The 26,678-nt window shown below is 72.6% G+C and carries 18 protein-coding genes and 1 pseudogene; 15 read left to right on the top strand and 4 right to left on the bottom strand.

Going from position 1 to position 26,678, the window contains the following annotated elements; translation table 11 throughout:
* Window positions 1-44 precede the first annotated feature (44 nt).
* The 3 genes and pseudogenes from IH61_RS0130335 to IH61_RS0130325 all read left to right on the top strand — a co-directional run.
* Window positions 45-2,642, top strand: a complete 2,598-nt coding sequence (locus IH61_RS0130335) for a collagenase (RefSeq protein ID WP_031075672.1) — start codon at window positions 45-47, stop codon at window positions 2,640-2,642.
* Between the two features lie 170 nt (window positions 2,643-2,812).
* A complete protein-coding gene (locus IH61_RS0130330; RefSeq protein ID WP_031075669.1) occupies window positions 2,813-3,049 on the top strand; it encodes a toxin-antitoxin system HicB family antitoxin in 237 nt (78 codons plus the stop codon).
* 29 nt (window positions 3,050-3,078) lie between these two features.
* Window positions 3,079-3,316, top strand: a pseudogene (locus IH61_RS0130325) (fic family toxin-antitoxin system, toxin component); the annotation flags it as partial.
* Between the two features lie 219 nt (window positions 3,317-3,535).
* Here the strand turns inward: IH61_RS0130325 and IH61_RS0130320 are convergent.
* Window positions 3,536-4,408: a GNAT family N-acetyltransferase gene (locus IH61_RS0130320; RefSeq protein ID WP_078911509.1), complete on the bottom strand. Its 873-nt coding sequence runs from the start codon at window positions 4,406-4,408 to the stop codon at window positions 3,536-3,538.
* A 280-nt stretch (window positions 4,409-4,688) separates the two neighbouring features.
* Between IH61_RS0130320 and IH61_RS0130315 the strand changes: the two genes are divergently transcribed.
* The 7 genes from IH61_RS0130315 to IH61_RS0130285 all read left to right on the top strand — a co-directional run bounded on the left by IH61_RS0130315 (window position 4,689) and on the right by IH61_RS0130285 (window position 12,166).
* Entirely contained in the window at window positions 4,689-5,660 is a 972-nt protein-coding gene (locus IH61_RS0130315; protein WP_078911508.1) for an ATP-grasp domain-containing protein, read from the top strand.
* A complete protein-coding gene (locus tag IH61_RS0130310; RefSeq protein ID WP_031075664.1) occupies window positions 5,657-6,478 on the top strand; it encodes an ATP-grasp domain-containing protein in 822 nt (273 codons plus the stop codon). The genes IH61_RS0130315 and IH61_RS0130310 overlap by 4 nt, the downstream gene beginning before the upstream one ends.
* Before the next feature lie 66 nt (window positions 6,479-6,544).
* Window positions 6,545-7,399, top strand: a complete 855-nt coding sequence (locus IH61_RS0130305; protein ID WP_031075662.1) for a putative RNA methyltransferase — start codon at window positions 6,545-6,547, stop codon at window positions 7,397-7,399.
* A gap of 138 nt (window positions 7,400-7,537) precedes the next feature.
* Window positions 7,538-8,905 (top strand): AAA family ATPase, encoded by a 1,368-nt coding sequence (locus IH61_RS0130300; RefSeq protein WP_051838364.1) that lies wholly within the window; start codon window positions 7,538-7,540, stop codon window positions 8,903-8,905.
* The gene (locus IH61_RS0130295) at window positions 8,902-9,336 is read left to right on the top strand and encodes a nucleotide pyrophosphohydrolase (RefSeq protein ID WP_078911507.1); all 435 of its coding nucleotides are present in this window, start codon (window positions 8,902-8,904) and stop codon (window positions 9,334-9,336) included. Before IH61_RS0130300 ends, IH61_RS0130295 begins: the two co-directional genes overlap by 4 nt.
* 157 nt (window positions 9,337-9,493) lie before the next feature.
* A complete protein-coding gene (locus tag IH61_RS49755) occupies window positions 9,494-10,132 on the top strand; it encodes a DUF6099 family protein (RefSeq protein WP_051838363.1) in 639 nt (212 codons plus the stop codon).
* A 1,128-nt stretch (window positions 10,133-11,260) separates the two neighbouring features.
* Window positions 11,261-12,166: a UTP--glucose-1-phosphate uridylyltransferase gene (locus tag IH61_RS0130285; protein ID WP_031075652.1), complete on the top strand. Its 906-nt coding sequence runs from the start codon at window positions 11,261-11,263 to the stop codon at window positions 12,164-12,166.
* A gap of 115 nt (window positions 12,167-12,281) precedes the next feature.
* Here IH61_RS0130285 and dapD read toward each other — a convergent pair whose 3' ends face one another.
* Window positions 12,282-13,274, bottom strand: a complete 993-nt coding sequence (gene dapD, locus IH61_RS0130280) for a 2,3,4,5-tetrahydropyridine-2,6-dicarboxylate N-succinyltransferase (protein ID WP_031075650.1) — start codon at window positions 13,272-13,274, stop codon at window positions 12,282-12,284.
* A 174-nt stretch (window positions 13,275-13,448) separates the two neighbouring features.
* On the opposite strand from dapD, the gene IH61_RS0130275 reads away from it, so the two are divergent.
* The 3 genes from IH61_RS0130275 to argF all read left to right on the top strand — a co-directional run bounded on the left by IH61_RS0130275 (window position 13,449) and on the right by argF (window position 18,837).
* Entirely contained in the window at window positions 13,449-15,074 is a 1,626-nt protein-coding gene (locus tag IH61_RS0130275) for a 3' terminal RNA ribose 2'-O-methyltransferase Hen1 (protein ID WP_031075648.1), read from the top strand.
* Window positions 15,071-17,668 (top strand): polynucleotide kinase-phosphatase, encoded by a 2,598-nt coding sequence (locus IH61_RS0130270; RefSeq protein ID WP_031075646.1) that lies wholly within the window; start codon window positions 15,071-15,073, stop codon window positions 17,666-17,668. The genes IH61_RS0130275 and IH61_RS0130270 overlap by 4 nt, the downstream gene beginning before the upstream one ends.
* A 167-nt stretch (window positions 17,669-17,835) precedes the next feature.
* Window positions 17,836-18,837 carry an ornithine carbamoyltransferase gene (argF, locus tag IH61_RS0130265; protein ID WP_031075644.1) on the top strand — a complete coding sequence of 334 codons (1,002 nt, stop codon included), beginning with the start codon at window positions 17,836-17,838 and terminating at the stop codon, window positions 18,835-18,837.
* A 23-nt stretch (window positions 18,838-18,860) separates the two neighbouring features.
* On the opposite strand, the gene IH61_RS0130260 is transcribed toward argF, so the two are convergent.
* The gene (locus IH61_RS0130260) at window positions 18,861-19,388 is read right to left on the bottom strand and encodes a hypothetical protein (RefSeq protein ID WP_037973556.1); all 528 of its coding nucleotides are present in this window, start codon (window positions 19,386-19,388) and stop codon (window positions 18,861-18,863) included.
* Window positions 19,389-19,702: 314 nt separating this feature from the next.
* Between IH61_RS0130260 and acnA the strand changes: the two genes are divergently transcribed.
* Together acnA and IH61_RS0130250 are read left to right on the top strand one after the other, a co-directional pair.
* Window positions 19,703-22,378, top strand: a complete 2,676-nt coding sequence (gene acnA, locus IH61_RS0130255; RefSeq protein WP_199823411.1) for an aconitate hydratase AcnA — start codon at window positions 19,703-19,705, stop codon at window positions 22,376-22,378.
* 180 nt (window positions 22,379-22,558) lie between these two features.
* The gene (locus tag IH61_RS0130250; protein WP_031075638.1) at window positions 22,559-23,911 is read left to right on the top strand and encodes a glycoside hydrolase family 18 protein; all 1,353 of its coding nucleotides are present in this window, start codon (window positions 22,559-22,561) and stop codon (window positions 23,909-23,911) included.
* Window positions 23,912-24,026: 115 nt separating this feature from the next.
* Here the strand turns inward: IH61_RS0130250 and pepN are convergent, their stop codons facing one another.
* Window positions 24,027-26,591, bottom strand: coding sequence for an aminopeptidase N (gene pepN, locus IH61_RS0130245; RefSeq protein ID WP_031075636.1), 2,565 nt, complete (start codon window positions 26,589-26,591; stop codon window positions 24,027-24,029).
* Between the last annotated feature and the right edge of the window lie 87 nt (window positions 26,592-26,678).

Below are 26,678 nucleotides of genomic sequence, written 5' to 3'. Positions count from 1 at the left end.
CACGTCCTCCCCGCGCCTCCCCCCCCAGGAGAAGGGCCCCACCAGTGCGCCATCGGATACCCCTCCCCACCCTGCTGGCCGGCTTCGTCGCCGGCTGCTGCGCCGCCGCGACCCTGCTGCCGGCGGTGGCCTCCGCAGCTCCCGTCCCGTCCGGTACGCCGTCAGCGGGCCCTGCGGCGAAGGCCGATCCGGCCTCCGTCCTCCCCAAGCCGCTGGGGGCCTTCCTCACGGCCTCCCCCTCCTCGGAGGAGCTCGCGCCGGTCGCGGCCCCGCTGCCGCCGGCGCTGCTCGGGCAGGTCGTGATGGGCCAGCCGGCCGGCACGACCGTCCAGACCTCCGCCCGGCCGTCCTCCGCTTCCTCGGCCTCGTCGCCGGTGGCCAAGCCGGCGGCCGCCGCCCGTACGGCTGCCGCCGCCGCGGGTTGTACCCCCGCCGACTTCGGCGGCCGCAGCGGGGCCGACCTGGTCTCGTACCTCACCGGGGCGAGCACGGACTGCGTCAACACCCTGTTCAACGTCACCGGCGCCGACGCGGGAAGCATCTTCAAGGAAGACAAGATGCTCACCGTCACCAAGGCCCTCCAGGCCCAGGCGCCCGGCTACACGGGCGACAACTCCACCGGCATCCTGCAGCTGGTGCTCTTCCTGCGGGCCGGCTGGTTCGTGCAGTCCAACAACGCGGACGCCGTGGGCCCGTACGACGGCGCGCTCACCACCGCCTCGCGTGCCGCGCTGGACGCGTTCTTCGCGAACCCGCACCGCAAGGACGTCAGCGACGCCAACGGCACGGTGCTCAGCGAGGTGCTCGTCCTGACCGACAGCGCCAACGTGCAGGGCAGCTACCTGGACGTCTACAAGCAGGTCCTGAGCAGCTACGACAACTCGTACAACGCCTTCCCGAAGATGCTCAAGGCGGTCAACTCGATGCTGTCCGCGCCGCTGTGGCGCGGCAACTGGAACCCCGACTTCGCGGCCGCCGTCGCCGCGGACCCGAGCGTGGCCACCGCGCTGGGCTCCTTCGCGCTGGGCCACACGGACCTGCTCGGCACGGCCAACGAGTACCTGGACGTCAACGCGGGCAACGACCTCGGCCGGATGGCCGGCGACGGGCCGAAGGTCGAGGCGGCCGTCAAGGGGCAGGTCAAGGCCGTCCTCGACGGCGCGCAGATCACCGGCACCACCGGCCCGCTGTACGTCCACACCGCGTTCAACGCCAACTACTACGACGGCGGCCTGTGTTCGTACTACGGCACCTGCAACCTGCCGGCGAAGCTGACCGCGGCCGTGCTGCCCAACCAGCTGGTCTGCGACAACCGCACCATCCTGACCGAGGCGCTCTCGCCCGCCGACCTCGCCGCCGTCTGCGCCAGCCTGCGCGGTGAGGACACCTTCTTCCACAACCTGGTGAAGGACAACGGCCCGGTCCCCGGCCAGTACGACAAGAACATCACCCTTGCGGTCTTCGCCACCCGGGCCGACTACCTGACGTACTCCTGGGCGATCTTCAACAACTCCACCGACAACGGCGGACAGACCGTCATGGACCCGACGGACCCGAACAACCGGGCCGTCTGCGTGATGTACCAGAAGGCGTGGAACGACGGCTTCACCGCCAACGTGTGGAACCTCAACCACGAGTACACGCACTACCTCGACGGCATCTACGACATGAAGGGCAACTTCTCCACCGAGATCTCCGTCCCGAACATCTGGTGGATCGAGGGCGTCGCCGAGTACGAGTCCTACGCCTACCGCGGCACCACCGACACCCAGGCGATGGAGGAGGCGGCGAAGCACACGTACAAGCTCAGCACCGTCTTCCAGAACACGTACGGCAACTCGGACACCGTGCGCACCTACCCGTGGGGCTACCTGGCCGTGCGGTACATGTTCGAGAAGCACCCGGCCGACATCTACGCCATGCTCGGCCACTTCCGCACCGGTGACTACCAGGGCGGCTACGCGGTCTACAACGGCCTCGGCACCTCCTACGACGCCGACTTCGACGCCTGGCTCGACAAGTGCGCAGGCGGGGCCTGCTACGCGGACGGCCCGACCGCGCTGTTCGGCCAGTCCGTCAGCGGCGCGACCGTCGCCCTGACCGACAAGTCCGTGCAGACCGGCTCCGGCCGGATCGCCTCCTGGCACTGGACCTTCGGTGACGGCACCTCCTCCGGGGAGCGCAACCCGAGCCACACCTACGCGGCCAAGGGCGCCTACACCGTCGCCCTGACCGTCACCGACGACACCGGCCGCACCGCCAGCACCCCGGCGACCGTCACCGTCGCCACCGGCAGCGGCGCCACCACCCCGCCGACCTGCACCGACCAGCGCACCGACGCGCTCGGCAAGAACTGCTCCCGGCCGGGCCTGTCCGCCACCGCCGGCAACGTGGACTACCTGTACGTCTACCTGCCGGCCGGCACCAGCACCCTGAAGATCACCACCACCGGGGGCACCGGCACCGCCTACCTGTACTACAGCGAGTCCACCTGGGCCTCGCCGAGTTCCTTCACCGCCTCCTCGACCAACGCCGGGACCGCGCAGAGCATCACCGTCAGCAACCCGACCGCCGGGTACCGCTACGTGAGCCTCTACGCGAAGACCGACTTCAGCGGGGTGACGGTCAGCACCCAGTTCTGATCCTCCCGTCGTGCTCCGGGGCCGGGTCCGTGGCGGTTCGCCGCGGACCCGGCCCCTTCGCGTGTCGGGGGCCCCGATGACGGGCAGGTAGCCCAGGGGCGTGCGGGAGGTGTGCGGGCGGTGTGCGCGCGCCCTTGTTGTGCTAGCACATCGGCGCTAGCTTGAAGGGTATGGGTAAGAAGCAGCTGAACGTGAGGGTCGACGCCACGACCGCTGAGATGGCCCGGGAACGGGCGGAGCAGCAGGGGATCAGCATGAACCAGTACATCGAGCGCCTGGTCCAGCACGACATGGGCGAGTCCGGACGCGCCTTCGTCGACGCCGCCGCCCAGTTCATGAAGGAGTACGAGACGGCCTTCCTCGCCGAGTTCGCGGAGCCCGGCGACCTCCAGGACGTGCGCCGTTGAAGCTGGAGATCGACCTCTCGTGGCTGCTCATGACCGCGGAGCAGTACACCCCCGGTGACCCGCAGGTCACCGACTACGGCTCGCTGCTCGCGGCCGTCACCCGGCACCAGGCGGAGATCTTCGACATCGCCGTCTACCCCGAACCGCAGGACCGCGCCGCCGCGTTGATGCACCAGCTGATCCGGGTGCCGGCGCTGGAGAAGACCAACGAACTGTTCGCCACCGCCGTCGCGTACGCCTACCTCGTCGCCAGCGGATGCACCGTGGCCACCACGGCCCGCGAGGTGCGCAGCCTGTCCCGGGCGATCCGGGAGGGGCGGCTCGGGGTGTCGGGGGTCGCGGAGAGGCTGGCGGCCTGGGTGGTCGACGAGGCCGAGGGGGAGGAGGTCAGAGGAGGGAGCCACTGCGGAGCATTGGTGACCGACGAGAAGCCGTCGAGGTGCGTGCCCCGGCGGCGACCGCCTGGCGTGATCCGAAAGACACGGCCTAGCCCTGGGGAGCGGGCTCCGCGATGAGGGCCGTCGCGAACGGGCGGAAGCCGATGCGGCGGTAGATCCGGGCGACGTCCTCGTCGGAGGCGGAGAGGAAGAGCGTCCGTACGCCGTTGGCCCGGGCGTGGGCGACCAGGGCGGCCGTGACCGCCAGGCCCAGGCCCCGCCGGCGCGCCGCCGGGAGGGTGCCGACGCCGACCACCTCGGTGACCGCGCCCACCGGGTTGTGCTGGCCGGCGCAGAGCACGACGGGGGCGGCGCCGTCCGTCCGCTCGATCGCGGCGGCCAGGGCGGTGGCGCCCGAGGCGATCCGCCCCGAGGTGCGCTCGGTCCAGCCCTCGGCCGTCAACTTCTCGGCGGTCGCGGCCACTTCGGCCGTCCCCGCGGTGCCGATGGCCGTGCCGGGCTCGCCGAAGGCCAGGTGCGGGACGGCGACGGCGGTCGCCAACTCCGGCGCGTCGAAGGGCAGTACGCGCACCTCGACGCCCTCGGGCAGGGCGGGAGCCGGGGCCGTCTCGTCCTGCGGGCCCAGCACCAGCAGCGGGTGCTCGTGCACCGTCAGCCCCGCCGCCTCCACCGCCGCGCGCAGCTCGGGGTTGTGCTCGGCCACCCACTCGAAGGCTTCCGGGATGCCCAACTCGCGCTGGCGCTCCAGCACGTGGCGGACGTCCGCGACGGTGACGGCCGGGCCGTCGTGGCCGAGGGTGGGGCGGGCGTAGAACGGCCATCCGGTGCCCTCGCGGACGAACAGGGTCAGCGGGCCGAAGTCCTCGGTGCGGGCGCCGCCGCGCGGCACGGCGTCGTAGTAGTGCTCGATCTCGTCCAACAGGGCGCGGTCGACGTCGTGTTCATGATCGGAAGTAGTCACGGACCGTATCCAACCAGGCGCATGGAACGACCGCCACCGCTTTGGCCGGACCGGTCTGACCGGGGATCTTTGGCGTTCCTTGGGGAGTTCTTGGTACGCCTATTGTTGCCGAACGCTTACGAGATCGCGGCGATCTTGCGGGGAGAGCGCGTGGCATGCTGAGGCTTTTCAAGCTGGGGTTTTCAAGCCGGGGCTATTCAGTCCGGGACTCCCGCCGCGCCGCCGGGGAAGGCGGGGCGGAGGGCGTCGAAGCCGAGGGAGAGGGGGGGAAGTCAGGCCCATGAGGCTCTGCTTTCTGGTGGAGGAGCACTACCGGCGCGACGGCATGCCGCTGGACGTGGCGCGCCGGCTCACCGCGTGGGGGCACAGGGTGGACGTGCTGCGCCCCGGCGACTCGCTGATGGCGATCTCCGAGGCCGTCCGGGCCGGCAGCCACGACGCGTGGGTGCTCAAGACCGTCTCCGGCGGCCCCGGGCTGACCCTCCTGGAGGCGGCCGCCGCCGTCGGCCTGACCACCGTCAACGACGTGCGCTCCATCCGGGGCGTACGGGACAAGGCGCTCGCCGCCGTCATCGCCCGCACCCGCGGGCTGCCCGTGCCCGTCACGTACGCGGCGGCGCGCTGGGAGCGGCTCGCCGAGATACCCGCCGCCGAGTACCCGCTGGTGGTCAAGCCCGCCGACGGCAGCTCCGGGCGGGCCGTCCACCTCGTCGCGCACCCCGAGGAGTTGCTCGCGCTCGGGCCGGCGCTCGCCGGGGAGGGGCTGCTGATCGCGCAGCCGTACGTCCCGAACTCGGGGACGGACCTGAAGGTGTACTGCGTCGACGGCGAACTCTTCGCGACGGAACGTTCCTCCCCGCTGCACCCCGGGCAGGGCGTGCGCGAGCGGCAGGTGCCGCTGTCGGCGGAGGTCGCGCGGATCGCGGCGCAGGTCGGGGAGGTGTTCGGGCTCGACCTGTACGGGGTCGACGTGCTGCTCGGGCCGGACGGGCCGGTCGTGGTGGACGTCAACGACTTCCCGAGCTTCCGGCAGGTGCCGGACGCGGTCGCGCGGGTGTCGCGGGCGGTGCTGCGGCTCGCGCGCAGCGGGACGGCGGTGTCGGTGCCCGCCGTCGTGGAGCCGGGCGTGGTGGAGCCGGGCGGCGTGGAGCCGGGTGTGGTGGGGTCGGGTGTGGTGGGGTCGGGCGTCGGGGAGCCCGGTTCGCTGGTGCCCGGACTCGGGGCGTACGGGCGGCTGGGGGCGGCGCTGTGAGGGTCGGGCTGATCGCCGTCGACCCCGGGCATCCGGTGCTCGCGGCGACCGCGGAGCTGCTGGGCCGGCGGGGCTGCGAGCTCGTCCGGGTCGAGGAGGCGGGGGAGGCGGTGGATGTGTGCCTGCTCAAGGCTCACGGGCCGCAGTTCCTGGCGCTGGCACGGGAGTTGGAGGCACGGGGCGTGCCCGTGGTCAACTCGGCGGCGGCGACGGAGCTCTGTCAGGACCGGGTGCTGATGGCGCGGCGTGCGGGGGAGGGCGGGCTGCCGTTCGCCCCGACGGACTTCGTCGGTCGGCTGGGTGAACTCGCCGCTCCCGCTTACCCGTTCGTGGTCAAGAGCCGGCACAGCCGGCGGGACGACCTGGTCGCGCGGGTGGAGGATGCGGCGGGCCTGCGGGAGCTCCTCGGGCGGTGGGCGGAGGAGCCGGTCGTCGTCCAGCCGTTCCTGCCGGGAACGGGGTGGGACCAGAAGCTGTGGGTCGTCGACGGCCGGGTGTTCGCGGCCCGGCGGCGCTCCGAGCTCTGGGCCGCGGCCCCGCCCGCGGCCGGGCCATGGGAGCCGCCGGCCGAGCGGGCGGAGCTCGCGCTGCGGGCGGGCGAGGTGTTCGGGCTCGACGTCTACGGGGTCGACCTGCTCGACGGGGCCGGGGCGCCGGTCATCGTGGACGTCAACGCCTTCCCCGGGATCCGGGGGCAGCAGGGCGCGCCCGAGGCGCTGGCGGGGCTGGCGATGCGGATCGCGGCGTCGGGGCCGGCCTCATCGGGTCCGGTTTCGTCGGGTCCGGCCTTGTCGGGTCCGGTCTCGTCGGGCGTCTAGGCTGGCTGACCAGTGCCTCGGCCCGTACGGTCGGGGTCGGGTTGAACGGCGAGGGAAGACGGAACGTTGCTGCAGGACATCGAGCGCCACCTGGCCTGCCCCCACTGCGCACAGGCCCTCGCCCTGCACGAGCGCACCCTGCGCTGCGCCGCCGGGCACAGTTTCGACCTCGCCAAGCAGGGATACGTCAGCCTCCTCGCCGGTGACGCCCACACCGGCACCGGCGACACCGCCGAGATGGTGGCCGCCCGGGCCGACTTCCTCGCCGCCGGGCACTACCGGCCCATCGCGGACGCGCTGGCCTCGGCGGCGGCCGCCGCCGCTGTCGACGGGGACAGGGACGTGGACGGGGCCGGGTTCGTCGCCGACCTCGGGGCCGGGACGGGGTACTACCTGGCGCAGGTCCTCGACGCCCTGCCCGGCAGGGCCGGGGCCGCCCTCGACATCTCCAAGTTCGCGCTGCGCCGCGCCGCCAGGGCCCACCCCCGGATCGGCGCGGTCGTCTGCGACGCCTGGCGCCCGCTGCCGCTGCGCGACGGCTGCGCCGACCTGATGCTGAACGTGTTCGCCCCGCGCAACGGGCCCGAGATCCGGCGCGTCCTGCGGCCCGGCGGCACCCTGCTGCTGGTCGCCCCGACCGGGCGGCACCTGCGTGAACTCGTCGGCGCGCTGGGGCTGTTGTCCGTCGACGAGGACAAGCAGCGGCGGATCGACGACAAGCTCGGGCCGTATCTGACGCCGGTCGGGCGGCAGGAGGTGGAGTTCACCCTGCGGCTCGGGGCGGCGGACGTGCGCACCGTCGTCGGGATGGGGCCGAGCGCCTGGCACACCGACGCGCGGCGGCTCGAGGATGCGCTGGCGGGGCTCGCCGATCCCGTCGAGGTGACGGCCTCGGTGACGGTCGCGGAGTACCGGCGCTGAGTACCGGTGCTGGGCGTCACCGGTTCGGGTGCCGTCGGGGTGGCGGTGGCCACGTTGGGATGAATCCGGCCGCGTTTTGTTTGTGCCGAATCGTTTCGGCCGACGGGCCGGTGGCGGGCCGGGGCTAACGTCCGACGGGTGAACCGCGACGCCAGCCGGCCTGCCGCGCCGGCCCACCCCCGACCGTCCGCCCCGCAGCCCGGAGGGCCGCCCGACGCCCCCGCGCCGTCCGTACCGCGCCCGACCCTTGAGGGGCTGCGGCTCGCTTCCTTCAAGTCCTACCGGCGCGCGACCCTGCCGCTCGCGCCCCTGACCGTGCTGCACGGGCCCGCCGGGGTCGGCAAGTCCAACGCCCTCGACGCGCTGGCCGTGCTCTCCCGGCTCGCCCTCGGCGAGGAGATCGCCGACTCCTTCGACGGACTGCCCGACCGCCCCGGCCCGCTCGCCACGCCCGTCCGCGGGGGCCTCGACGGGTGCCTCCCGCACGGCGGCGCGGCGATCGGCCTCGGCTGCACCGTCCGCTCGCCGCACGGGGTGATCGAGCTCGACCTCGTCATCCGCCCCGACGCGCCGGTCCGCATCGTCCGCGAGACGCTCACCCTCGACGGGCGGACCCTCGTCGACACCGGCGAACAGGACCTGCGGCGGCGGCGCATCAACGTCTGCTGGCACAACGACAGCCGCCAGGGCGACATCCGGGCGCCACTGCCCAGCGGCAGCATGATCACCGCACAGTTGCCGCTGCGGGTCGCCGGCTCCTCGCGCGGCGAACGCAAGGTCCTCGCCGCCGCCGAGGACCTCCTCACCGCGCTGCGCGAGGTCTTCCCCCTCCACCCCGTGCCCGCCCTCATGCGCGGCTGGGCCCGCGCCGACCCGAACGCCAGGCTGCGCAGCAACGCCGCCAACATCTCCGCCGTCATCGACCGGCTCAGCAACGAATGCCCGCGCCGGTACGGGAAGTTGCTGCGCGCGGCGCAGGCCGCCGCGCCGTACTCGCTGCTCGGACTCGACCTCGACCACCGCGACACGGCGGCCGGGCGGCGGGTCCTCACCGTCTTCGACGAGGGGCTGCGCGGGCGCACCCGGGCCGACCAGGCGTCGGACGGGATGCTGCGCCACCTCGCGTTCGCGGCGGTGCTGCTCACCGGGGCCGGGGTGCTCGACCTCGACGTGGCCGCCGAGGTGCCGTGGGCGCACCGGCAGCTCACCGTGCTCGCGGAGGACCTCGGGGCCGGGCTCTCCACCGAGCAGACCGGATCGCTGCTGCGGCTGGCGCGGGACATGGCGGGGCGCAACCAGCTGCGGGTGGTGGCGGCGCTCCAGGAGCCGCAGGCGGCGCGGGAGGCCGCGTCGGAGGCGCGCGGCGGGGAGGGGGTGGTGCTGGTGGAGTGCCGGCGCGATCCGGCGTCGGGGCTGACGGTGCTGCGGCCGGAGGGGCCCGCCTCCTCGGCCCGGGTACCGGGGCAGCGGGTGGCGGGGGCGGATGGGGTAGACCTGGGGGAATGAGCGAACGAGTGACGGGGCCCGCTGCCTCCGATGGTGCGCCGACCCTGGAGGAACTGCGGCAGCGGCTGGTGGACTTCGCGGCGGCGCGGCGGTGGGAGCCGTTCCACACGCCGAAGAACCTGGCGGCGGCGCTGAGCGTGGAGGCGGGTGAGCTGCTGGAGATCTTCCAGTGGCTCACGCCCGAGCAGGCGGCCGAGGTGATGTCCGACCCGGAGCGGGCGCACCGGGTGCGCGACGAGGTGGCGGACGTGCTCGCGTACCTGGTGCAGTTCTGCACGGTGGTGGGGGTGGACCCGCTGGCGGCCCTCGCGGCCAAGATCGAGCGCAACGAGCACCGCTTCCCGGTGCCGGGGGGCTCTGCGGCCGGCGCCGGTGCCAACCCGAACGTCAACCCGGAGGTCAATCCGGATGTGGGCGATCAACCCTTGTGAGGGACGGAAGTTATCCACACCCCCGGGTTATCCACAGGATTCGCGATGGTGGATGCGGGACCCCGCCGTTTTCCGCACGCTTTCGCCGTGACCACCTGAACCGCCGGTCGGCGGTGACGGTGGCCGACGGAGACGGCGAGCGAGAGGAGCGGTGGCCATGGAGGCGCTGCGACTGATCAAGACGGCCCGGCACGCGTTGGCCGAGGCGAGACACGTACCCGACGTCCTGGCGGAGGCGCGGCAGGCCGCGCTGCTGACGGAGGCGGTCGGTGCCCGGCTGGCGGACCTGGACGACGACGAGCTGACGGGCCTGGGCCAGCAGCTCTCCGAGGCGGGCGCGCACGCGGCGGTCTGCCTGGACCGGTCCGTCGTGCGGGCCGCCCTGGTGAGCGGCGGAAGGGTCGGCAGGCTCACCGAACTCGGCGATCTAGGGCCGGCGTTGGGTGCGCTGGACGGCCTGCTGCGGGACGTCGGGGAGACGCTGGTGGTGCTGGCCTGCGGGGCCGACACCGAGAGCCTCTACTGGACGTGCATCGACGGCGTGGACGCGGTGTCGGACTGCAAGGACCTGGCCGGACGGCTGCGGGAGGCCGCGTGCCGCTCCGGGGCCGGGGTCGGGGAGGTCGCGGCGCTCGGCGGGGCGCGGGCGGAGCGGGCCGACCGGGGGTCACCCTTACTCGTGGTCCGGCTCGGCCCGCCGGGTGAGGACGGGCCGAAGGAGGAGGCGCAGGCGCCGCCGGGTCATCGAGTACCGGGTGAGGCTGGAGCTTCGGAGGTGTCGGTGCCGGCGCGGTAGCCGGCGCTCAGAGGACCGGAGGACTGGAGCTCGGCGAGGTCCGCGGTCACCGAGGCGAGCAGTTCCTGCATCTGCTCCAGCAGACTCTTGGGCGCACTGCTCGGGAGCTGCGGCGTGGCAGACGTTTCGGACATGACGGGACCTCTTCGGATCGGTAGCGCGGTGAGAAACGGCCGGCGGTGGCTCGGCCGTAGCGACGGAGGTGGCTGCTGCCCGGCCACCGCGGGCACACACCTCCGCCGCAGCAACCAACGAACCGTTCCGACAGCGGGTCACCGATCACCACCCGATGCGGTCCAACCCCGGTACGGGGTAAGCCTCCCGGGTGAGCCGGGGTTGCCGTCGGGAGACGGCATCGGTAAGGCGCGCGTGCGGGCGGGGCCCGCAGCGGCGGAGGAGGGTGGCGGGGCGCGCGCGAGGCGCGCGGGTGAGTGGGTGAGCGGGCCGTCCGATGGGTGGCGGGGTGAGTGGACGAGTGGCGGGCGCGCTGGACGGCCTGCGGATGGTGGCTCGGCGCCGGGCATGCACGGCGCCGAGCAAGCCAAGGGGCCTACGAGGCGTAGGCGTTGGGCCCGCGCCGCGAACTCGCGGCGCGGGGCCCTGGGAAAGGCGTGGTGGGTGGCCCCGGGCGCGTGATGCGGGAGCAACACGCGAAGATCCCGCCGGCCCGCGCTACGGCGCGGGCCGGCGGGAGAGCGCAGGAGCCCCGTGGGTGTGCAGCGGGTGTGCGGCGGGTGGGTTGCTGGGCGCTGGGGCATGCCCCAGCGCCCAGCAACCCGGGAGCGGGGCGGGGTGGGCGGGGTGGGGGAGGGGGAGGGGCGGGGAAAGTAGGAGGAGGGCAAGTATTAGCCCCCGCGCCGCGAGTTCGCGGCACGGGGGCAGGGGCAAATATTGGCCCGTCGATGAGGAGGTGAGGGGCAAAGGTTGGACCCCTGGTGAGGAGGAGGGGGTTCGGGGGTCAAAGTTGGGCCCCGGGTGGGGTGGTCAACCGGGTGGCTGGGGTGTTGGGCCGGCGGTGTGGTGGTGTTCAACTGGGCGACTCCTGGGGGTGGATGATCTTGGGTGTGGCGTTGGTAGCGTCGGCGGCTGAGTGAGTGTCAGCGAAGCGAGAGCGCGAAAGAGGGTCATATGGCTCCCAAGACGATTCGCCGTGCCGTCATCCCGGCGGCCGGGCTGGGTTCCCGGTTGCTGCCCCTGACCAAGGCGACGCCGAAGGAGATGCTGCCGGTCGGGGACAAGCCGGTGATCGAGCACACCGTGCGGGAGTTGGTGGATTCCGGGGTCACCGACATCACGATCGTCGTGTCGGGCGACAAGAGCCTGATCCAGGAGCACTTCCGGCCCAACCCGGTGCTGGTGGAGCAGCTGCGCCGGGACGGCAAGACGGCGTTCGCGGACGCGGTGGAGGAGATCGGGGAGCTGTCCCGCAAGGGGCACATCAGCTACCTGTACCAGCAGGGCCCGTACGGCAACGGCACGCCGGTGCTGAACGCGGCGCGGCACTTCGGGGACGAGCCGTTCCTGGTGCTGTGGCCGGACGACGTGTTCGTGGCCGAGGTGCCCCGGGCGCAGCAGTTGATCCGGGCGTACGAGCAGACCAACGCGCCGGTGCTGGCGTTGATGCCGATGGCGCCCGAGGACTCGTACCGCTACGGCGTGCCGGTGGTGAAGGAGGACCTCGGGGGCGGTTCGCTGCGCATCAGCGGCCTGGTGGAGAAGCCGAAGCCGGTCGACGCGCCGTCCGAGTACGCGGCCATCGGCGGCTACGTGATCACTCCGGGCATCGTCGACGAGATCCGCGAGCTCACCCGCCGCTGGCACGAGAAGCCGGAGGACGAGGTGTACCTGACCGACGCCATCAACGTCTACGCGACCCGGCGCGCCGTCTACGGCCAGGTCATCGACGGCACCTGGTACGACACCGGCAACCCGGCCGCGTACCTGCGCGCCCAGTTCGCCGCCGCCCTCGCCGACCCCGAGTACGGGCCGGACCTGCGCCGCCTCGCCGCCGAGCTCTCCCCCGCCGGGGAGTAGGAGGACGGCCTCGGCCGTCGCTCGGTCGGGTGAAGAAGGAAGAGGGGAAGGAACAGAAGAGGAAAAGAGAAAGGCCCGGCTGCCGCGGAAGGCGGCGGCCGGACCCTTCCGAACGTCAGTTGTGCGCGTGCAGGTCGGCGTTCAGGCCGCCCCAGGAGCCGGAGCGGGCGATGACCTCGACCGCGCCGCTCTGCGAGTTGCGGCGGAACAGCAGGTTGTCCTGGCCCGACAGCTCGACGGCCTTGGCCACGGTGCCGTCCGGGGTGGTGACCCGGGTGCCGGCGGTGACGTAGAGGCCGGCCTCGACGACGCAGTCGCTGCCCAGCGAGATGCCGATGCCGGCGTTGGCGCCGAGCAGGCAGCGCTCGCCGACCGAGACGACCTGCTTGCCGCCGCCGGAGAGGGTGCCCATGATCGAGGAGCCGCCGCCGATGTCGCTGTGGTCGCCGACGACGACGCCCGCGCTGATGCGGCCCTCGACCATCGAGGTGCCCAGCGTGCCGGCGTTGAAGTTGACGAAGCCCTCGTGCATCACGGTGGTGCCGGCGGCGAGGTGGGCGCCGAGGCGGACGCGGTCCGCGTGGGCGATGCGCACGCCGGACGGGGCGACGTAGTCGGTCATGCGCGGGAACTTGTCGATCCCGTAGACGGCCAGCTGGCCGCCCTGGGCGCGCACCGCGAGGCGGGCGCGCTCGACCTGGTCCACCGGCACCGGGCCGATGCTGGTCCACGCGACGTTGGCGAGCAGCCCGAAGATGCCGTCCAGGTTCTGCCCGTGCGGCTGGACCAGCCGGTGGCTGAGCAGGTGCAGCCTCAGGTAGATGTCGTGGGTGTCGAGCGGCTTCTCGTCGAGCGAGGCGATGGTGGTGCGCACGGCGACCACCTCGACGCCCCGGCGGGCGTCGGCGCGCAGGGCGTCGGCGGCGCCGATGCCGAGCTCGGCCTCGGCCTGCTCGGCGGTCAGTCGCACGGTGCCGGCCGGGCCGGGCTCGGCGGCCAGCGCGGGCGCGGGGTACCAGGTGTCGAGGACGGTGCCGTCGGCGGCGATGGTGGCCAGGCCGGCGGCCACGGCCCCACTCGGGAGGGAGGAGGAGGTTTCAGCAGTCACACCGAGCACGGTAACCAATGCGGGGGCGCGCTGCCGACCGCGCCCGCCGGCCGGACGCTCCCGCACCCCGCCCGTACCCCGCCCGGGCCGCCGCCGACAGACGCGCAGGTCATGGCGCGGCCCTGCCGGAAAACCCGGTGTCCGGCCGCCCGCCCGTCGGCAATACTCGCTCGGGTGTTCATGTCGATTTCCACCACCGGCAGCACCGAGAGCCCGGCGACCGATCTCGGATTCCTGCTGCACAAGCACCCGGGCAAGGTCCAGCGGTTCATGACGTCGCACGGCGAGGCACACGTCTTCTACCCCGAGGCGGGGGACGAGCTGTGCACGGCGGCGCTGCTGCTGGAGGTCGACCCGATCGCGCTCGTCCGCAAGGGCCGTGGCAAGGGCCGCGGCGGCTCGCCGGACTTCGCGCTCGCCCAGTACGTCAACGACCGCCCGTACGCTGCCTCTTCGCTGCTCGCGGTGGCGCTGCGCACGGTGTTCCGTTCGGCGATGAAGGGCTCCTGCGAGCTGCGCCCCGAACTGCCCGGCCGGGTACGGCCGTTGCGCATCTCGCTGCCCGCCGTGCCGGCCAACGGCGCGGGCGAGGACGGCCCGGTGGCCATGGTGGTCCGGCTGTTCGAGCCGCTGGGCTGGCGGGTCGAGGCCACGGCGATCCCGCTGGACGAGAGCTTCCCGGAGTGGGGCGAGTCCCGCTACGTCCGCCTGGAGCTGGCCTCCGACGCGATACGGCTGGCGGACGCGCTCCACCAGCTGTACGTGCTGCTGCCGGTGCTGGACGGCGCCAAGCACTACTGGGTGGCCCCGGACGAGGTCGACAAGCTGCTCGCTGCGGGCGAGGGCTGGCTGGCCGGCCATCCGGAGCGCGCCCTGATCACCCGCCGCTACCTGTCCCGGCGCTGGTCGCTGACCAGGTTCGCCATGGAGCGCCTGGAGCTGGCCCGCCTGGCGGAGGCGGACGACCGCGAGGTCGAGGAGATCGACAACGCCGTCGACGACCGGCCGGAGGACGAGGTCCAGGAGACCGAGGTCCAGGAGACCGAGGTCCAGGACACCGAGGCCCAGGAGACCGAGGCCCAGGAGGAGCAGGCCCCCAAGCCCCCGTCCCTCGCCGAGCAGCGCCGCACCGCGATCCTCGCCGCCCTGCACGAGACCGGCGCCGCCCGCGTCGCCGACCTCGGCTGCGGCCAGGGCGAGCTGATCGGCGCCCTGCTCAAGGACGCCCGCTTCACCGAGATCCTCGGCGTGGACGTCTCCGTGCGCGCCCTCCAGGCGGCCTTTCGCAAGCTGCGCCTGAACCGCCTGCCCGAGCGGCAGTCGGCCCGGGTGGCGCTGGCGCAGGGCGCGCTGACGTACACCGACGCCCGGCTCAAGGGCTACGACGCGGCGGTGCTCTGCGAGGTGATCGAGCACCTGGACCTGCCGCGCCTGCCCGCCCTGGAGTACGCGGTGTTCGGCGCGGCCCGGCCGAGGGCCGTCGTCGTGACGACGCCCAACGCCGAGTACAACGTCCGCTGGGAGGCCCTGCCGGCGGGCTCCGTCCGGCACGCCGACCACCGGTTCGAGTGGTCCCGCGCCGAGTTCCGCGCGTGGGCGGAGAAGGTCGCCGCCGCGTACGGCTACACGGTGGAGCTGCGCCCGGTTGGCCCGCTGGACGAGGAGGTCGGCGCACCCACCCAGCTGGCCCTGTTCCGCGCCGAAAGCACCGGAACCACCGAAACCACCGGAATTACCAAAACCACCGAAGCCACCGAAGCCACCGAAGCCACCACGCCCGAAGGAGGCGACCCCCGATGACCGACACCGACGACACCACCACGGAGAACCGGGCCCCGAGCCGCCTCCTCCCCGTCACCGACGTCTCCCTCGTCCTGTTGATCGGCACCAGCGGCTCCGGCAAGTCCACCTTCGCCCGCCGCCACTTCCTCCCCACCCAGGTCGTCTCCTCGGACTTCTGCCGTGGCCTGGTCGCCGACGACGAGAACGACCAGTCGGCCTCCGCCGAGGCGTTCGACGTCCTGCACTACATCGTCGGCAAGCGCCTGGCCGCCGGCCGCCTGACCGTCGTGGACGCCACCAACGTCCAGCCGGAGTCCCGTCGGCAGCTGGTCGCGATCGCCCGCGAGCACGACGTGCTGCCGATCGCGATCGTCCTGGACGTCCCGCCGGGCGTGTGCGCCGAGCGCAACCGCTCCCGCCCGGACCGCCAGCTGCCCGCCCACGTGATCCCCCGCCAGAACCGCGAGCTGCGCAGGTCGCTGAGGGGCCTGGAGCGCGAGGGTTTCCGCAAGGTGCACATCCTGCGGGGCGAGGCCGAGGTCGCGGCCGCCGGGATCGAGATCGAGAAGCGCTACAACGACCTGCGCCACCTCACCGGCCCCTTCGACATCGTGGGCGACATCCACGGCTGCCGCTCCGAGCTGGAGACCCTGCTCACCCGCCTCGGCTACGTGCTCACCCGGGACGCCGAGGGCCGCCCGGTCGACGCCGCGCACCCCCAGGGCCGCACCGCCGTCTTCGTCGGCGACCTGGTCGACCGCGGCCCGGACACCCCGGGTGTGCTGCGCCTGGTGATGGGCATGGTCGCGGCCGGTCACGCGCTCTGCGTGCCCGGCAACCACGAGAACAAGCTCGGCCGCGCGATGGCCGGCAGGACGGTCACCGTCTCGCACGGCCTCCAGGAGTCCCTGGACCAGCTGGCGGGTGAGAGCGAGGAGTTCAAGGCCCGGGTCCGCACCTTCATGCGCGACCTGGTCAGCCACTACCTGCTGGACGGCGGCGCCCTGGTGGTCTGCCACGCCGGTCTGCCGGAGCGCTACCACGGCCGCACCTCCGGCCGGGTGCGCTCGCACGCCCTGTACGGGGAGACCACCGGCGAGACCGACGAGTACGGCCTGCCGGTGCGCTACCCGTGGGCGGAGGAGTACCGGGGCCGCGCGATGGTCGTCTACGGCCACACCCCGGTGCCGACCGCGAGCTGGATCAACAACACCATCTGCCTGGACACCGGCTGCGTCTTCGGCGGCAGCCTGACGGCGCTGCGCTACCCGGAGCGCGAGCTGGTGAGCGTCGAGGCCGAGCAGGAGTGGTACGCCCCGGTGCGCCCGCTGGTCACGGACGCGCCGGGCGCCCGCGAGGGCCGTCCGCTGGACCTCGCCGACGTGGCCGGGCGCCGGGTCGTGGAGACGGCCCTGCACGGCCGGGTCGCCGTCCGCGAGGAGAACGCGGCGGCGGCGCTGGAGGTGATGAGCCGCTTCGCGCTGGACCCGAGGCTGCTCACCTACCTCCCCGCGACGATGGCGCCGAGCGCCACCTCCCGCCGCGAGGGGTACCTGGAGCACCCGGAGGAGGCGTTCGCGGGCTACCGCGCGGACGGCGTGCGCCACGTGCTCTGCGAGGAGAAGCACATGGGTTCGCGCGCGGTGCTGCTCGTCTCCCGGGAGGACAAGGCGCTGGAGCGGCGCTTCGGCACCGCCGGCCCGGGCGCGATCTGGACGCGCACCGGCCGGGCCTTCCTCTCCGACGACGGGCTGGCCGCCGCCGCCCTGGGCCGCGTCCGCGACGCGGCCGAGGGGGCGGGCCTGTTCGAGGAGCTGGGCACGGACTGGCTGCTGCTGGACGCCGAGCTGATGCCCTGGTCGCTCAAGGCGGTGGAGCTGCTGCGCCGCCAGTACGCGGCGGTCGGCGCGGCCGCCGGCGCCGCCCTGCCGGAGGCGCTGGAGGCCCTGGAGCGGGCGGCCGGGCGCGGCCTGGACGTCGAGGAGCTGACCGGCCGCCAGCGCCGACGGGCCGCCGACGCGCGGGCGTTCACCGAGGCGTACCGGCGTTACTGCTGGCCGACCGAGGGCCTGTCGGGCATCCGGCTGGCGCCGTTCCAGGTGCTCGCCGCCGAGGGCGCCAACCTCGCCGTGCGCCCGCACGACGAGCACCTCGCCTGGATCGACCGCCTGGTGGAGGCCGACGGCGGGGAGCTGCTCCACCGCACCGGCCGGCTGCTGGTCGACACCGGGGACGAGGCGTCGGTGGCCGCCGGAGTCGCCTGGTGGGAGGAGCTGACCGGCGCGGGCGGCGAGGGCATGGTGGTCAAGCCGCTGGCCTCGCTGGTGCGCGCGCAGCGCGGCGAGGGCCGCCCCGGCGGGCTGGTGCAGCCGGGCGTGAAGGTGCGCGGGCGCGAGTACCTGCGGATCATCTACGGCCCGGACTACACCGGGCACCTGGACCGGCTGCGCGAGCGCGCGCTCGGCCACAAGCGCTCGCTGGCGCTGCGCGAGTACGCGTTGGGCCTGGAGGCGCTGGACCGGCTGGCGGCGGGCGAGCCGCTGTGGCGGGTGCACGAGCCGGTGTTCGCGGTGCTGGCGCTGGAGTCGGAGCCGGTCGACCCGCGTCTGTGACGCACTGACCCCGCCTGTGACGCACTGACCCCGCCTGTGGCGCACCGGACGAGGGGGAGTTCCACCAGGGACTTCCCCTCGTTCACCACCCATCCTGCATATAAATTCGAACTCTCGTATACACTTGCCGCTTCGTTCGGTCCGCCCCGTCACCCCAGGAGCCCGGCATGGCCTTCAACCTCCGGAACAGGCACTTCCTCAAGGAGCTCGACTTCACGCCCCAGGAGTTCCGCTTCCTGGTGGACCTGGCCGCCTCGCTCAAGGCGGCCAAGTACGCCGGCACCGAGCAGCCCCGGCTGCGCGGCAAGAACATCGCGCTGATCTTCGAGAAGACCTCCACCCGCACCCGCTGCGCCTTCGAGGTCGCCGCCCACGACCAGGGCGCCACCACCACCTACCTGGACCCGTCCGGTTCGCAGATGGGCCACAAGGAGTCCGTCAAGGACACCGCCCGGGTGCTGGGCCGGTTGTTCGACGGCATCGAGTACCGGGGCCACGGCCAGGAGGTGGTCGAGGAACTGGCCGAGTACGCCGGTGTCCCCGTCTGGAACGGCCTGACCGACGAGTGGCACCCCACCCAGATGCTGGCCGACGTGCTGACGATCACCGAGCACACCGCGAAGCCGCTGACGGAGGTCGCCCTGGCCTACCTCGGCGACGCCCGCTCCAACATGGGCAACTCGCTGCTGGTCACCGGCGCTCTGCTGGGCATGGACATCCGGATCGTCGCCCCGCGCGCCCTCTGGCCGGCCGAGGACGTGCAGAAGGCCGCGCAGGCCCTGGCCGAGAGCAGCGGCGCCCGGATCACCCTCACCGAGGACGTGGCCGCCGGCGTGGCGGGCGCCGACTTCCTCTACACCGACGTCTGGGTCTCGATGGGCGAGCCCAAGGAGGTCTGGGCCGAGCGGATCGAGCTGCTCAAGCCGTACCAGGTGTCGATGGACACCGTCCGGGCCACCGGCAACCCGGACGTCGCTTTCCTGCACTGCCTGCCGGCCTTCCACGACCTCGGCACGGCGCTGGGCCGGCAGATGTACGAGGCCACGGGCATGAGCGAGCTGGAGTGCACCGACGAGCTGTTCGAGTCGGCGCACTCCATCGTCTTCGACCAGGCCGAGAACCGCCTGCACACCATCAAGGCCGTCCTGGTCGCCACGCTGGGTTCCTGAGAGGGCTGCGGCAGGAGCGGCAGTTACAGCTTCACGCAGGCCACCCGGTCGCCCGCCGCGTGGCGGTCGGCGGGGGTGCCCGCGTGCAGCACCAGCGAGCGCGCCTCGCCCGGCCGGGGCTGCCAGGCCACCGTCGTCGAGGCCGTGCCCTCCCCGTCCGCGTCGGTGCGCAGCACCAGCCGCAGCTCGTTGCGCTCGTTGGCGTACGCGGGGTCGGTGGAGGGCCGCACCGGGTCGACGACGTCCTGGTAGTGCGGCCCGGAGGAGGCCGGGTCGGCCCCGCAGGTGCCGGTGTGCAGGTGCACCGGGAACGTGTGGTCGGCGGCCAGCCCGCGCACCGTCAGGGTGAGCCCGGTGCGCCCGGGCACCGAGCGGTCGGTGACGATCCGGGCGTGCGAACCGTACGGGACCAGGTCCTGCGCGTAGCTGATCGCGGCGGGCGGGACGAAGGCGGTCGCCGGGTCGAAGTCCGCCTCGACGACGGAGACGGGCGAGGCGGCGGGCGCGAGCAGCGCCAGCGGCAGCAGGGCGGCGGCGAACGGAGCGGTCATCGGACGGGCCTTCCACGGGCGGCGGGTCGAGCGTCCCCCTGCCTAACGCCCCCGGGCGGCCGAGGACACCGCCGACGGCCGTCTCGCCCCGCGGGGGAGAGGGGTGCCGACGTCGCCCGGAAGGGGTGGGGCTGCGATGGTGGAGGAGGCGCCATGCACTATGGTTTATCTCGACATCGAGATACCTGGCCCGTAGGATATATCTCGACATCAAGATACTTGCCGAGAGGCGCTCGCCGGCGATGCGGGTGAGGCAAGCCTAAGTAAGGCTGACCTTACCACTGCGTGACGGCCGGATACCGCACGAAGCACCCATGAAGGAGTCAGTCGTGTCCGCGAACAGCTTCGACGCCCGCAGCTCGCTGCAGGTGGGCGACGAGTCGTACGAGATCTTCAAGCTCTCCGCCGTCGAGGGTTCCGAGCGGCTGCCCTACAGCCTCAAGGTGCTGCTGGAGAACCTCCTCCGCACGGAGGACGGCGCGAACATCACCGCCGACCACATCCGCGCCCTCGGCAACTGGGACGCCACGGCCCAGCCGAGCCAGGAGATCCAGTTCACGCCGGCCCGCGTGATCATGCAGGACTTCACCGGCGTGCCCTGCGTGGTGGACCTCGCCACCATGCGCGAGGCCGTCAAGGAGCTGGGCGGCGACCCGGCCAAGATCAACCCGCTGGCCCCGGCCGAGCTGGTCATCGACCACTCCGTCATCGCCGACAAGTTCGGCACCCCGGACGCCTTCGTCCAGAACGTCGAGATCGAGTACGGCCGCAACAAGGAGCGCTACCAGTTCCTGCGCTGGGGCCAGACCGCCTTCGACGAGTTCAAGGTCGTCCCCCCGGGCACCGGCATCGTCCACCAGGTCAACATCGAGCACCTGGCTCGCACCGTCATGGTCCGCAACGGCCAGGCGTACCCGGACACCTGCGTCGGCACCGACTCGCACACCACCATGGTCAACGGCCTGGGCGTGCTGGGCTGGGGCGTCGGCGGCATCGAGGCCGAGGCCGCGATGCTCGGCCAGCCGGTCTCCATGCTGATCCCGCGCGTGGTCGGCTTCAAGCTCAACGGCCAGCTGCCGGCCGGCACCACCGCCACCGACCTGGTGCTCACCATCACCGAGATGCTGCGCAAGCACGGTGTGGTCGGCAAGTTCGTCGAGTTCTACGGCGAGGGCGTCACCGCGATCCCGCTGGCCAACCGCGCCACCATCGGCAACATGTCGCCGGAGTTCGGCTCGACCTGCGCGATCTTCCCGATCGACGCCGAGACCATCAACTACCTGAAGCTCACCGGCCGCGACGAGCAGCAGCTCGCCCTGGTCGAGGCGTACGCCAAGGAGCAGGGCCTCTGGCACGACCCGTCGGTCGAGCCGGTCTACTCCGAGTACCTCGAGCTGGACGTCTCCACCGTCGTCCCGTCGATCTCCGGCCCGAAGCGCCCGCAGGACCGCGTGGTCCTGGCCGAGGCCGCCACCAGGTTCGCCGAGGCGCTGCCGGCCTACTCGGCCGAGGCGTCGAAGCCGACCGCCGTGACCGCCGCCGACGGCTCGACCTACGAGATCGACAACGGCGCGGTCGTGATCGCCTCGATCACCTCCTGCACCAACACCTCCAACCCCTCCGTCATGCTGGGCGCCGCCCTGCTGGCGAAGAAGGCCGTGGAGAAGGGCCTGCGCGTCAAGCCCTGGGTCAAGACCACCCTGGCGCCCGGCTCCAAGGTCGTCATGGACTACTACGAGAAGGCCGGCCTGCTCCCGTACATGGAGAAGCTGGGCTTCAACCTGGTCGGCTACGGCTGCGTCACCTGCATCGGCAACTCGGGCCCGCTGCCCGAGGAGGTCTCGGCCGCCGTCAACGAGGCCGACCTGGCCGTCGTCTCGGTGCTCTCCGGCAACCGCAACTTCGAGGGCCGGATCAACCCCGACGTCAAGATGAACTACCTGGCCTCCCCGCCGCTGGTGGTCGCCTACGCCCTCGCCGGCAACATGAACATCGACATCACCCGCGACGCCCTGGGCCAGGACGCGGACGGCAACGACGTCTTCCTCGCCGACATCTGGCCGTCGGAGCAGGAGGTCGCCGACACCGTCGCCGGCTCCATCGACGAGGCGATGTTCGACAAGGGCTACCAGGACGTCTTCGCCGGTGACCACCGCTGGCAGTCGCTCCCGGTCCCGACCGGCAACACCTTCGAGTGGGACTCCGAGTCCACCTACGTCCGCAAGCCCCCGTACTTCGAGGGCATGGCCAAGACCCCGAGCCCGGTGACCGACATCGCCGGCGCCCGCGTCCTGGCCAAGCTGGGCGACTCGGTCACCACCGACCACATCTCCCCGGCCGGCAACATCAAGCCCGGCACCCCGGCGGCGCAGTACCTGACCGCCAACGGCGTGGAGAAGCGCGACTTCAACAGCTACGGCTCGCGCCGCGGCAACCACGAGGTCATGATCCGCGGCACCTTCGCCAACATCCGCCTGCGCAACCAGATCGCGCCGGGCACCGAGGGCGGCTACACCCGCGACTTCACCCAGGCCGACGCGCCGGTGTCGTTCATCTACGACGCCTCGCAGAACTACCAGGCCGCCGGCATCCCGCTGGTCGTCCTGGCCGGCAAGGAGTACGGCTCCGGCTCCTCCCGCGACTGGGCCGCCAAGGGCACCGCGCTCCTGGGCGTCAAGGCCGTCATCGCCGAGTCGTACGAGCGCATCCACCGCTCGAACCTGATCGGCATGGGCGTCCTGCCGCTGCAGTTCCCCGAGGGCGAGAACGCCGAGTCCCTCGGCCTGACCGGCGAGGAGACCTTCTCCTTCACCGGCGTGACCGAGCTCAACGAGGGCCGCACCCCGAAGACCGTCAAGGTCAAGGCCGTCGGCGCGGACGGGACCAGCAAGGAGTTCGACGCGGTCGTGCGCATCGACACCCCCGGCGAGGCGGACTACTACCGCAACGGCGGCATCCTGCAGTACGTGCTGCGCTCGCTCATCGGCTGAGCCTGAAGTTCAGTAGCTCCTGAAAAGGGGGCCGGACCCGCGACTTCGCGGGCCCGGCCCCCTTTTGCATGCTGCGCCGACCGCGCCCGCCCCCTTGTGCGATGAACGGCGGATGGACTAAACCTCTGTGCAATCTGGTCCAGACCATTATTCGACGACGTCCCAGAGAACGGGTCCGGTATGCCCAATCGCGCCTCAGCCCTGCTCGCCGCCGCCACCGTCGCCGCGCTGCTCGCCGCCCCCGCCACCGCGAACGCCGCGGACGGCGGCCACGGTCACGGCCCGAAGCTGAAGGGCCAGCGGGTCGGCTACTTCACCCAGTGGGGCGCCGACAGCTCCGCCAAGCGCGTCCAGGAGTCCGGCCAGGCTTCCAGGCTGACCGTCATCAACTACGCCTTCGGCAACGTCTCCGCGGACGGCACCTGCTTCGAGTCCAACGACTCCGGCCAGGGCGACGCCCTCGACGACTACCAGCGCCCCTTCTCCGCCGCCGCCTCGGTGGACGGCGTCGCCGACGCCCCCGGCCAGAAGCTCAAGGGCCACTTCAACCAGCTGCGCAAGCTCAAGGCGAAGAACCCGCAGCTGCGCGCCGTCATCTCGCTCGGCGGCTGGAGCTGGTCCAAGTACTTCTCCGACGCGGCCGCCACCGAGGCGTCCCGGCAGAAGTTCGTCTCCTCCTGCCTCGACCTCTACGTCAAGGGCAACCTGCCCGTCCTGCCCGGCTCCCCGGAGGGCGGCGCCGGCGCCGCCGCGGGCGTCTTCGACGGCATCGACATCGACTGGGAGTACCCGGGCGGCGGCGGGGACGCGGGCAACGTGGTGCGCCCCGAGGACGGCCGCAACTTCACCCTCCTGATGCGGGAGTTCCGCCGCCAGCTCGACGCACTCGGCGGCAAGCAGGGCGGCGACAGGCAGGACAGCGAGAAGCAGGGCAAGCACGGCAAGCACTACCTGCTCACCGCCGCCGTCGCCGCCAACGAGACCGTCGCCGACCGGCTCGAACTGCCCGAGCTGAGCGAGTCCGTGGACTGGCTCAACCTCATGACCTACGACCTGCACGGCCCCTGGGAGGGCAAGGGCCCGGCCAACCACCAGGCCAACCTCTACTCCGACCCCTCCGACCCGGAGCCGCGTCAGCGTTCCGCCGACAAGGCCGCCGAGCACTACCAGGAGCGGGGCCTGCCCGGCGGGCAGCTCGTCCTCGGCGCCCCGCTGTACGGCCACGGCTGGACGGGCGTCGCCCCCGGCCAGCGCGGCGGCCTCTACCAGAAGGCCACCGCCTCCGCCCCCGACCTCTCCTACCGGGAGGCCGAGGCCCTGCCCGGCAAGGTCTACTACGACCGCGAGCACGGCGCGTCCTGGAAGTACGACGGCACCACCTTCTACAGCTACGACACCGCCGACGTCCTCACCCAGAAGGCCCGCTACGTGCGCTGGAACGACCTCGGCGGCGTGATGGTCTGGTCGCTGGACGGCGACGACGAGCGCGGCAGCGCGATCGCGGCCCTCGACCGGGGCCTTCGCCGCGACTGACGCGCACCGCTCAGCAGCACCGCACGGAAGCACCGCTCAGCAGCACCGCACGGGAAGCACCGTACGGAGGAGGGGCCCGCCGTACACGCGTACGGCGGGCCCCTCGATCAGTGCGTCAGCCCCGGTCGCAAGCCTGCGCCCGCAGCGCCCGGGCCAGGTCGTCCCGGCGCTCCAGCACCAGGCGGCGCAGCGCCGGAGCCGCCTGCGGGTGCCCGTCCAGCCAGGCGTCGGCCTCGGCGAGGGTCGGCTCGTCGGTCTGGGCGATGGGGAAGAACCCGCCGACGAAGCGGATCGCGATCTCGATGGTCCGCTCGGACCAGATGCGCTCCAGCAGCTTGAAGTACGGCGCCGCGTAGAGCGCGGTGAGGTCCCGGTGGGAGGGCAGCGCGAAGCCCGCGATGTTGGCCTCGACGAGGGCGTTGGGCAGCTCGTCGGAGTCCACCACGGCCGACCAGGCGGAAGCCTTGGCCTCGGGGGTGGGCCGGGCGGCCAGGCACACGGTGTACTGGCGCTTGCCGCCGGCGGTGTTGTCGGCGGCGAGCTCGGCGGCCAGCTCCTCGTCGCTCGCCTGGCCGGAGGCGGCCAGGGCCAGCCACAGGGCCCAGCGCAACTCCTGGTCGACGTCCAGGCCGTCGATGCGGGCGCTGCCGGTCAGCAGGCCCCGCACCAGGCCGAGGTGCTCGGCGCCGCCGGCGGTCTGGGCGAGGAAGCGGGCCCAGGCCAGCTGGTGGTCGCTGCCGGGGACGGCGGCGCGCAGCTCGCGCAGGGCGCCGTCGGCGAGGAGGCGGGCGCCCTCGCCGCGCCAGGCCGGGTCGGCGTACAGGTCGACGGCGGTCTTGGCCTGGGTGTGCAGGGACTGCAGCACGCCGATGTTGCCCTCCTGGCCGGCGAAGCGCAGCACCAGGGCGACGTAGTCGCGGGCGGGCATCAGGGCGTCGCGGGTGAGGTTCCAGACGGCGGACCAGGCCAGCGCCCGGGCGAGGTCGTCGCCGATGTCGCCCAGGCCCGTGCGCAGGGCCTCGAGGGACTCCTCGTCGAAGCGGACCTTGCAGTACGTCAGGTCCTCGTCGTTGAGCAGGACGAGCGCGGGGCGGGTGCGGCCGGCGGCCTCGGGCACGACGGTGCGGGCGCCGGTGACGTCGACCTCCAGGCGCCCGGCGCGCACCAGGGTGCCGTCGGCGTCGCGGTCGTAGAGGCCGATGGCGATGCGGTGCGGGCGCGACACCTCGCCGTCCTGGAGGACGGCCAGCTCGGTGATCCGGCCCTCGGCGTCGGTGGTGACCTGCGGGGTGAGCGCGTTGACACCGGCGGTCTGGAGCCAGGCGGCGGCCCAGGACTTGAGGTCGCGGCCGCTGGTCTCCTCCAGCGCGTCGAGCAGGTCGGCCAGTTCGGTGTTGCCGAACGCGTGGCGCTGGAAGTAGCGGCGGGAGCCCTCGAAGAAGGCGTCCGAACCGACGTACGCCACCAGCTGCTTGAGGACGGCGGCGCCCTTGGCGTAGGTGATGCCGTCGAAGTTGAGCTTGGCGTCCTCGAGGTCGCGGATGTCGGCCGTGATCGGGTGGGTGGTGGGGAGCTGGTCCTGGCGGTAGGCCCACGCCTTGCGCTGGTTGGCGAAGGTGACCCAGGCGGAGGAGTAGCGGGTGTTGGCGCCGATCAGGGCGTAGGCGCCCATGAAGTCGGCGAAGGACTCCTTGAGCCACAGGTCGTCCCACCAGCGGGGGGTGACGAGGTCGCCGAACCACATGTGCGCCATCTCGTGGAGGATGACGTTGGCGCGGTTCTCGTAGGCGGCGTCGGTGACCTTGGAGCGGAAGACGAAGTCCTCCTTGAAGGTGACGCAGCCGGGGTTCTCCATCGCGCCGATGTTGTACTCGGGCACGAACGCCTGGTCGTACTTGCCGAAGGGGTACGGGTAGCCGAACTGCTCGTGGAAGAAGTCGAGTCCGAGCTTGGTGACGCCGAGGATCTCGTCGGCGTCGAAGTGCGGGGCGAGGGACTTGCGGCACATCGCGGACAGCGGGATGTCCAGCACGGTGCCGTCGGCGAGCTCGCGGCTGTAGTGGTCGCGCTCGACGTGGTACGGGCCGGCGACGACGGCGGTGAGGTAGGTGGAGATCGGCTTGGTGGGCGCGAACTCCCAGGTGCGGGCGCCGTCCTCGGCGGTGACGTTCCCGTGGACGGCGTTGGACCGCACGTCCCACTCGGCCGGGGCGGTCACGGTGAAGGTGAACGGGGCCTTGAGGTCGGGCTGTTCGAAGGTCGCGAACACCCGGCGGGCGTCGGCCGGCTCGTAGTGGGTGTAGAGGTAGGTCTCGCCGTCGGCCGGGTCGACGAAGCGGTGCAGGCCCTCGCCGGTGCGGCTGTAGGCGCAGTCGGCCTCGACGGTGAGGACGTTCTCGGCGGCGAGGCCGTCCACGTGCACCCGGGCGCCGTCGTAGGCGGTGGCGGCGTCGAGGGCGCGGCCGTTGAGGGTGACGGAGCGGACGGCGGGGGCGAGCAGGTCCAGGAAGGTGCTCGCGCCGGGCCGGGAGCAGCGGAACCTGACGGTGGTGGTGGAGCGGAAGGTGGCGGCCGCCGGATCGGGGGCGGAGGTCACGTCGAGGCGGACCTCGTAGCCGTCCACGGCCAGGATGCCAGCCCGCTGCTGGGCTTCCTCACGGCTCAGGTTCTTGCCCGGCACGGCGGTACTCCTTTGTCCGGCTCGCACGGTGGTGCGGGGGTGGGTGGTGCGGTCCCGCGCGCGGTGTCGTCGTGTGGTCCGTGCGCG

Source organism: Streptomyces sp. NRRL WC-3742 (genome assembly GCF_000720635.1).
Taxonomy (GTDB): Bacteria; Actinomycetota; Actinomycetes; order Streptomycetales; family Streptomycetaceae; genus Kitasatospora.
This window is presented reverse-complemented; position numbering and strand designations above follow the sequence as displayed.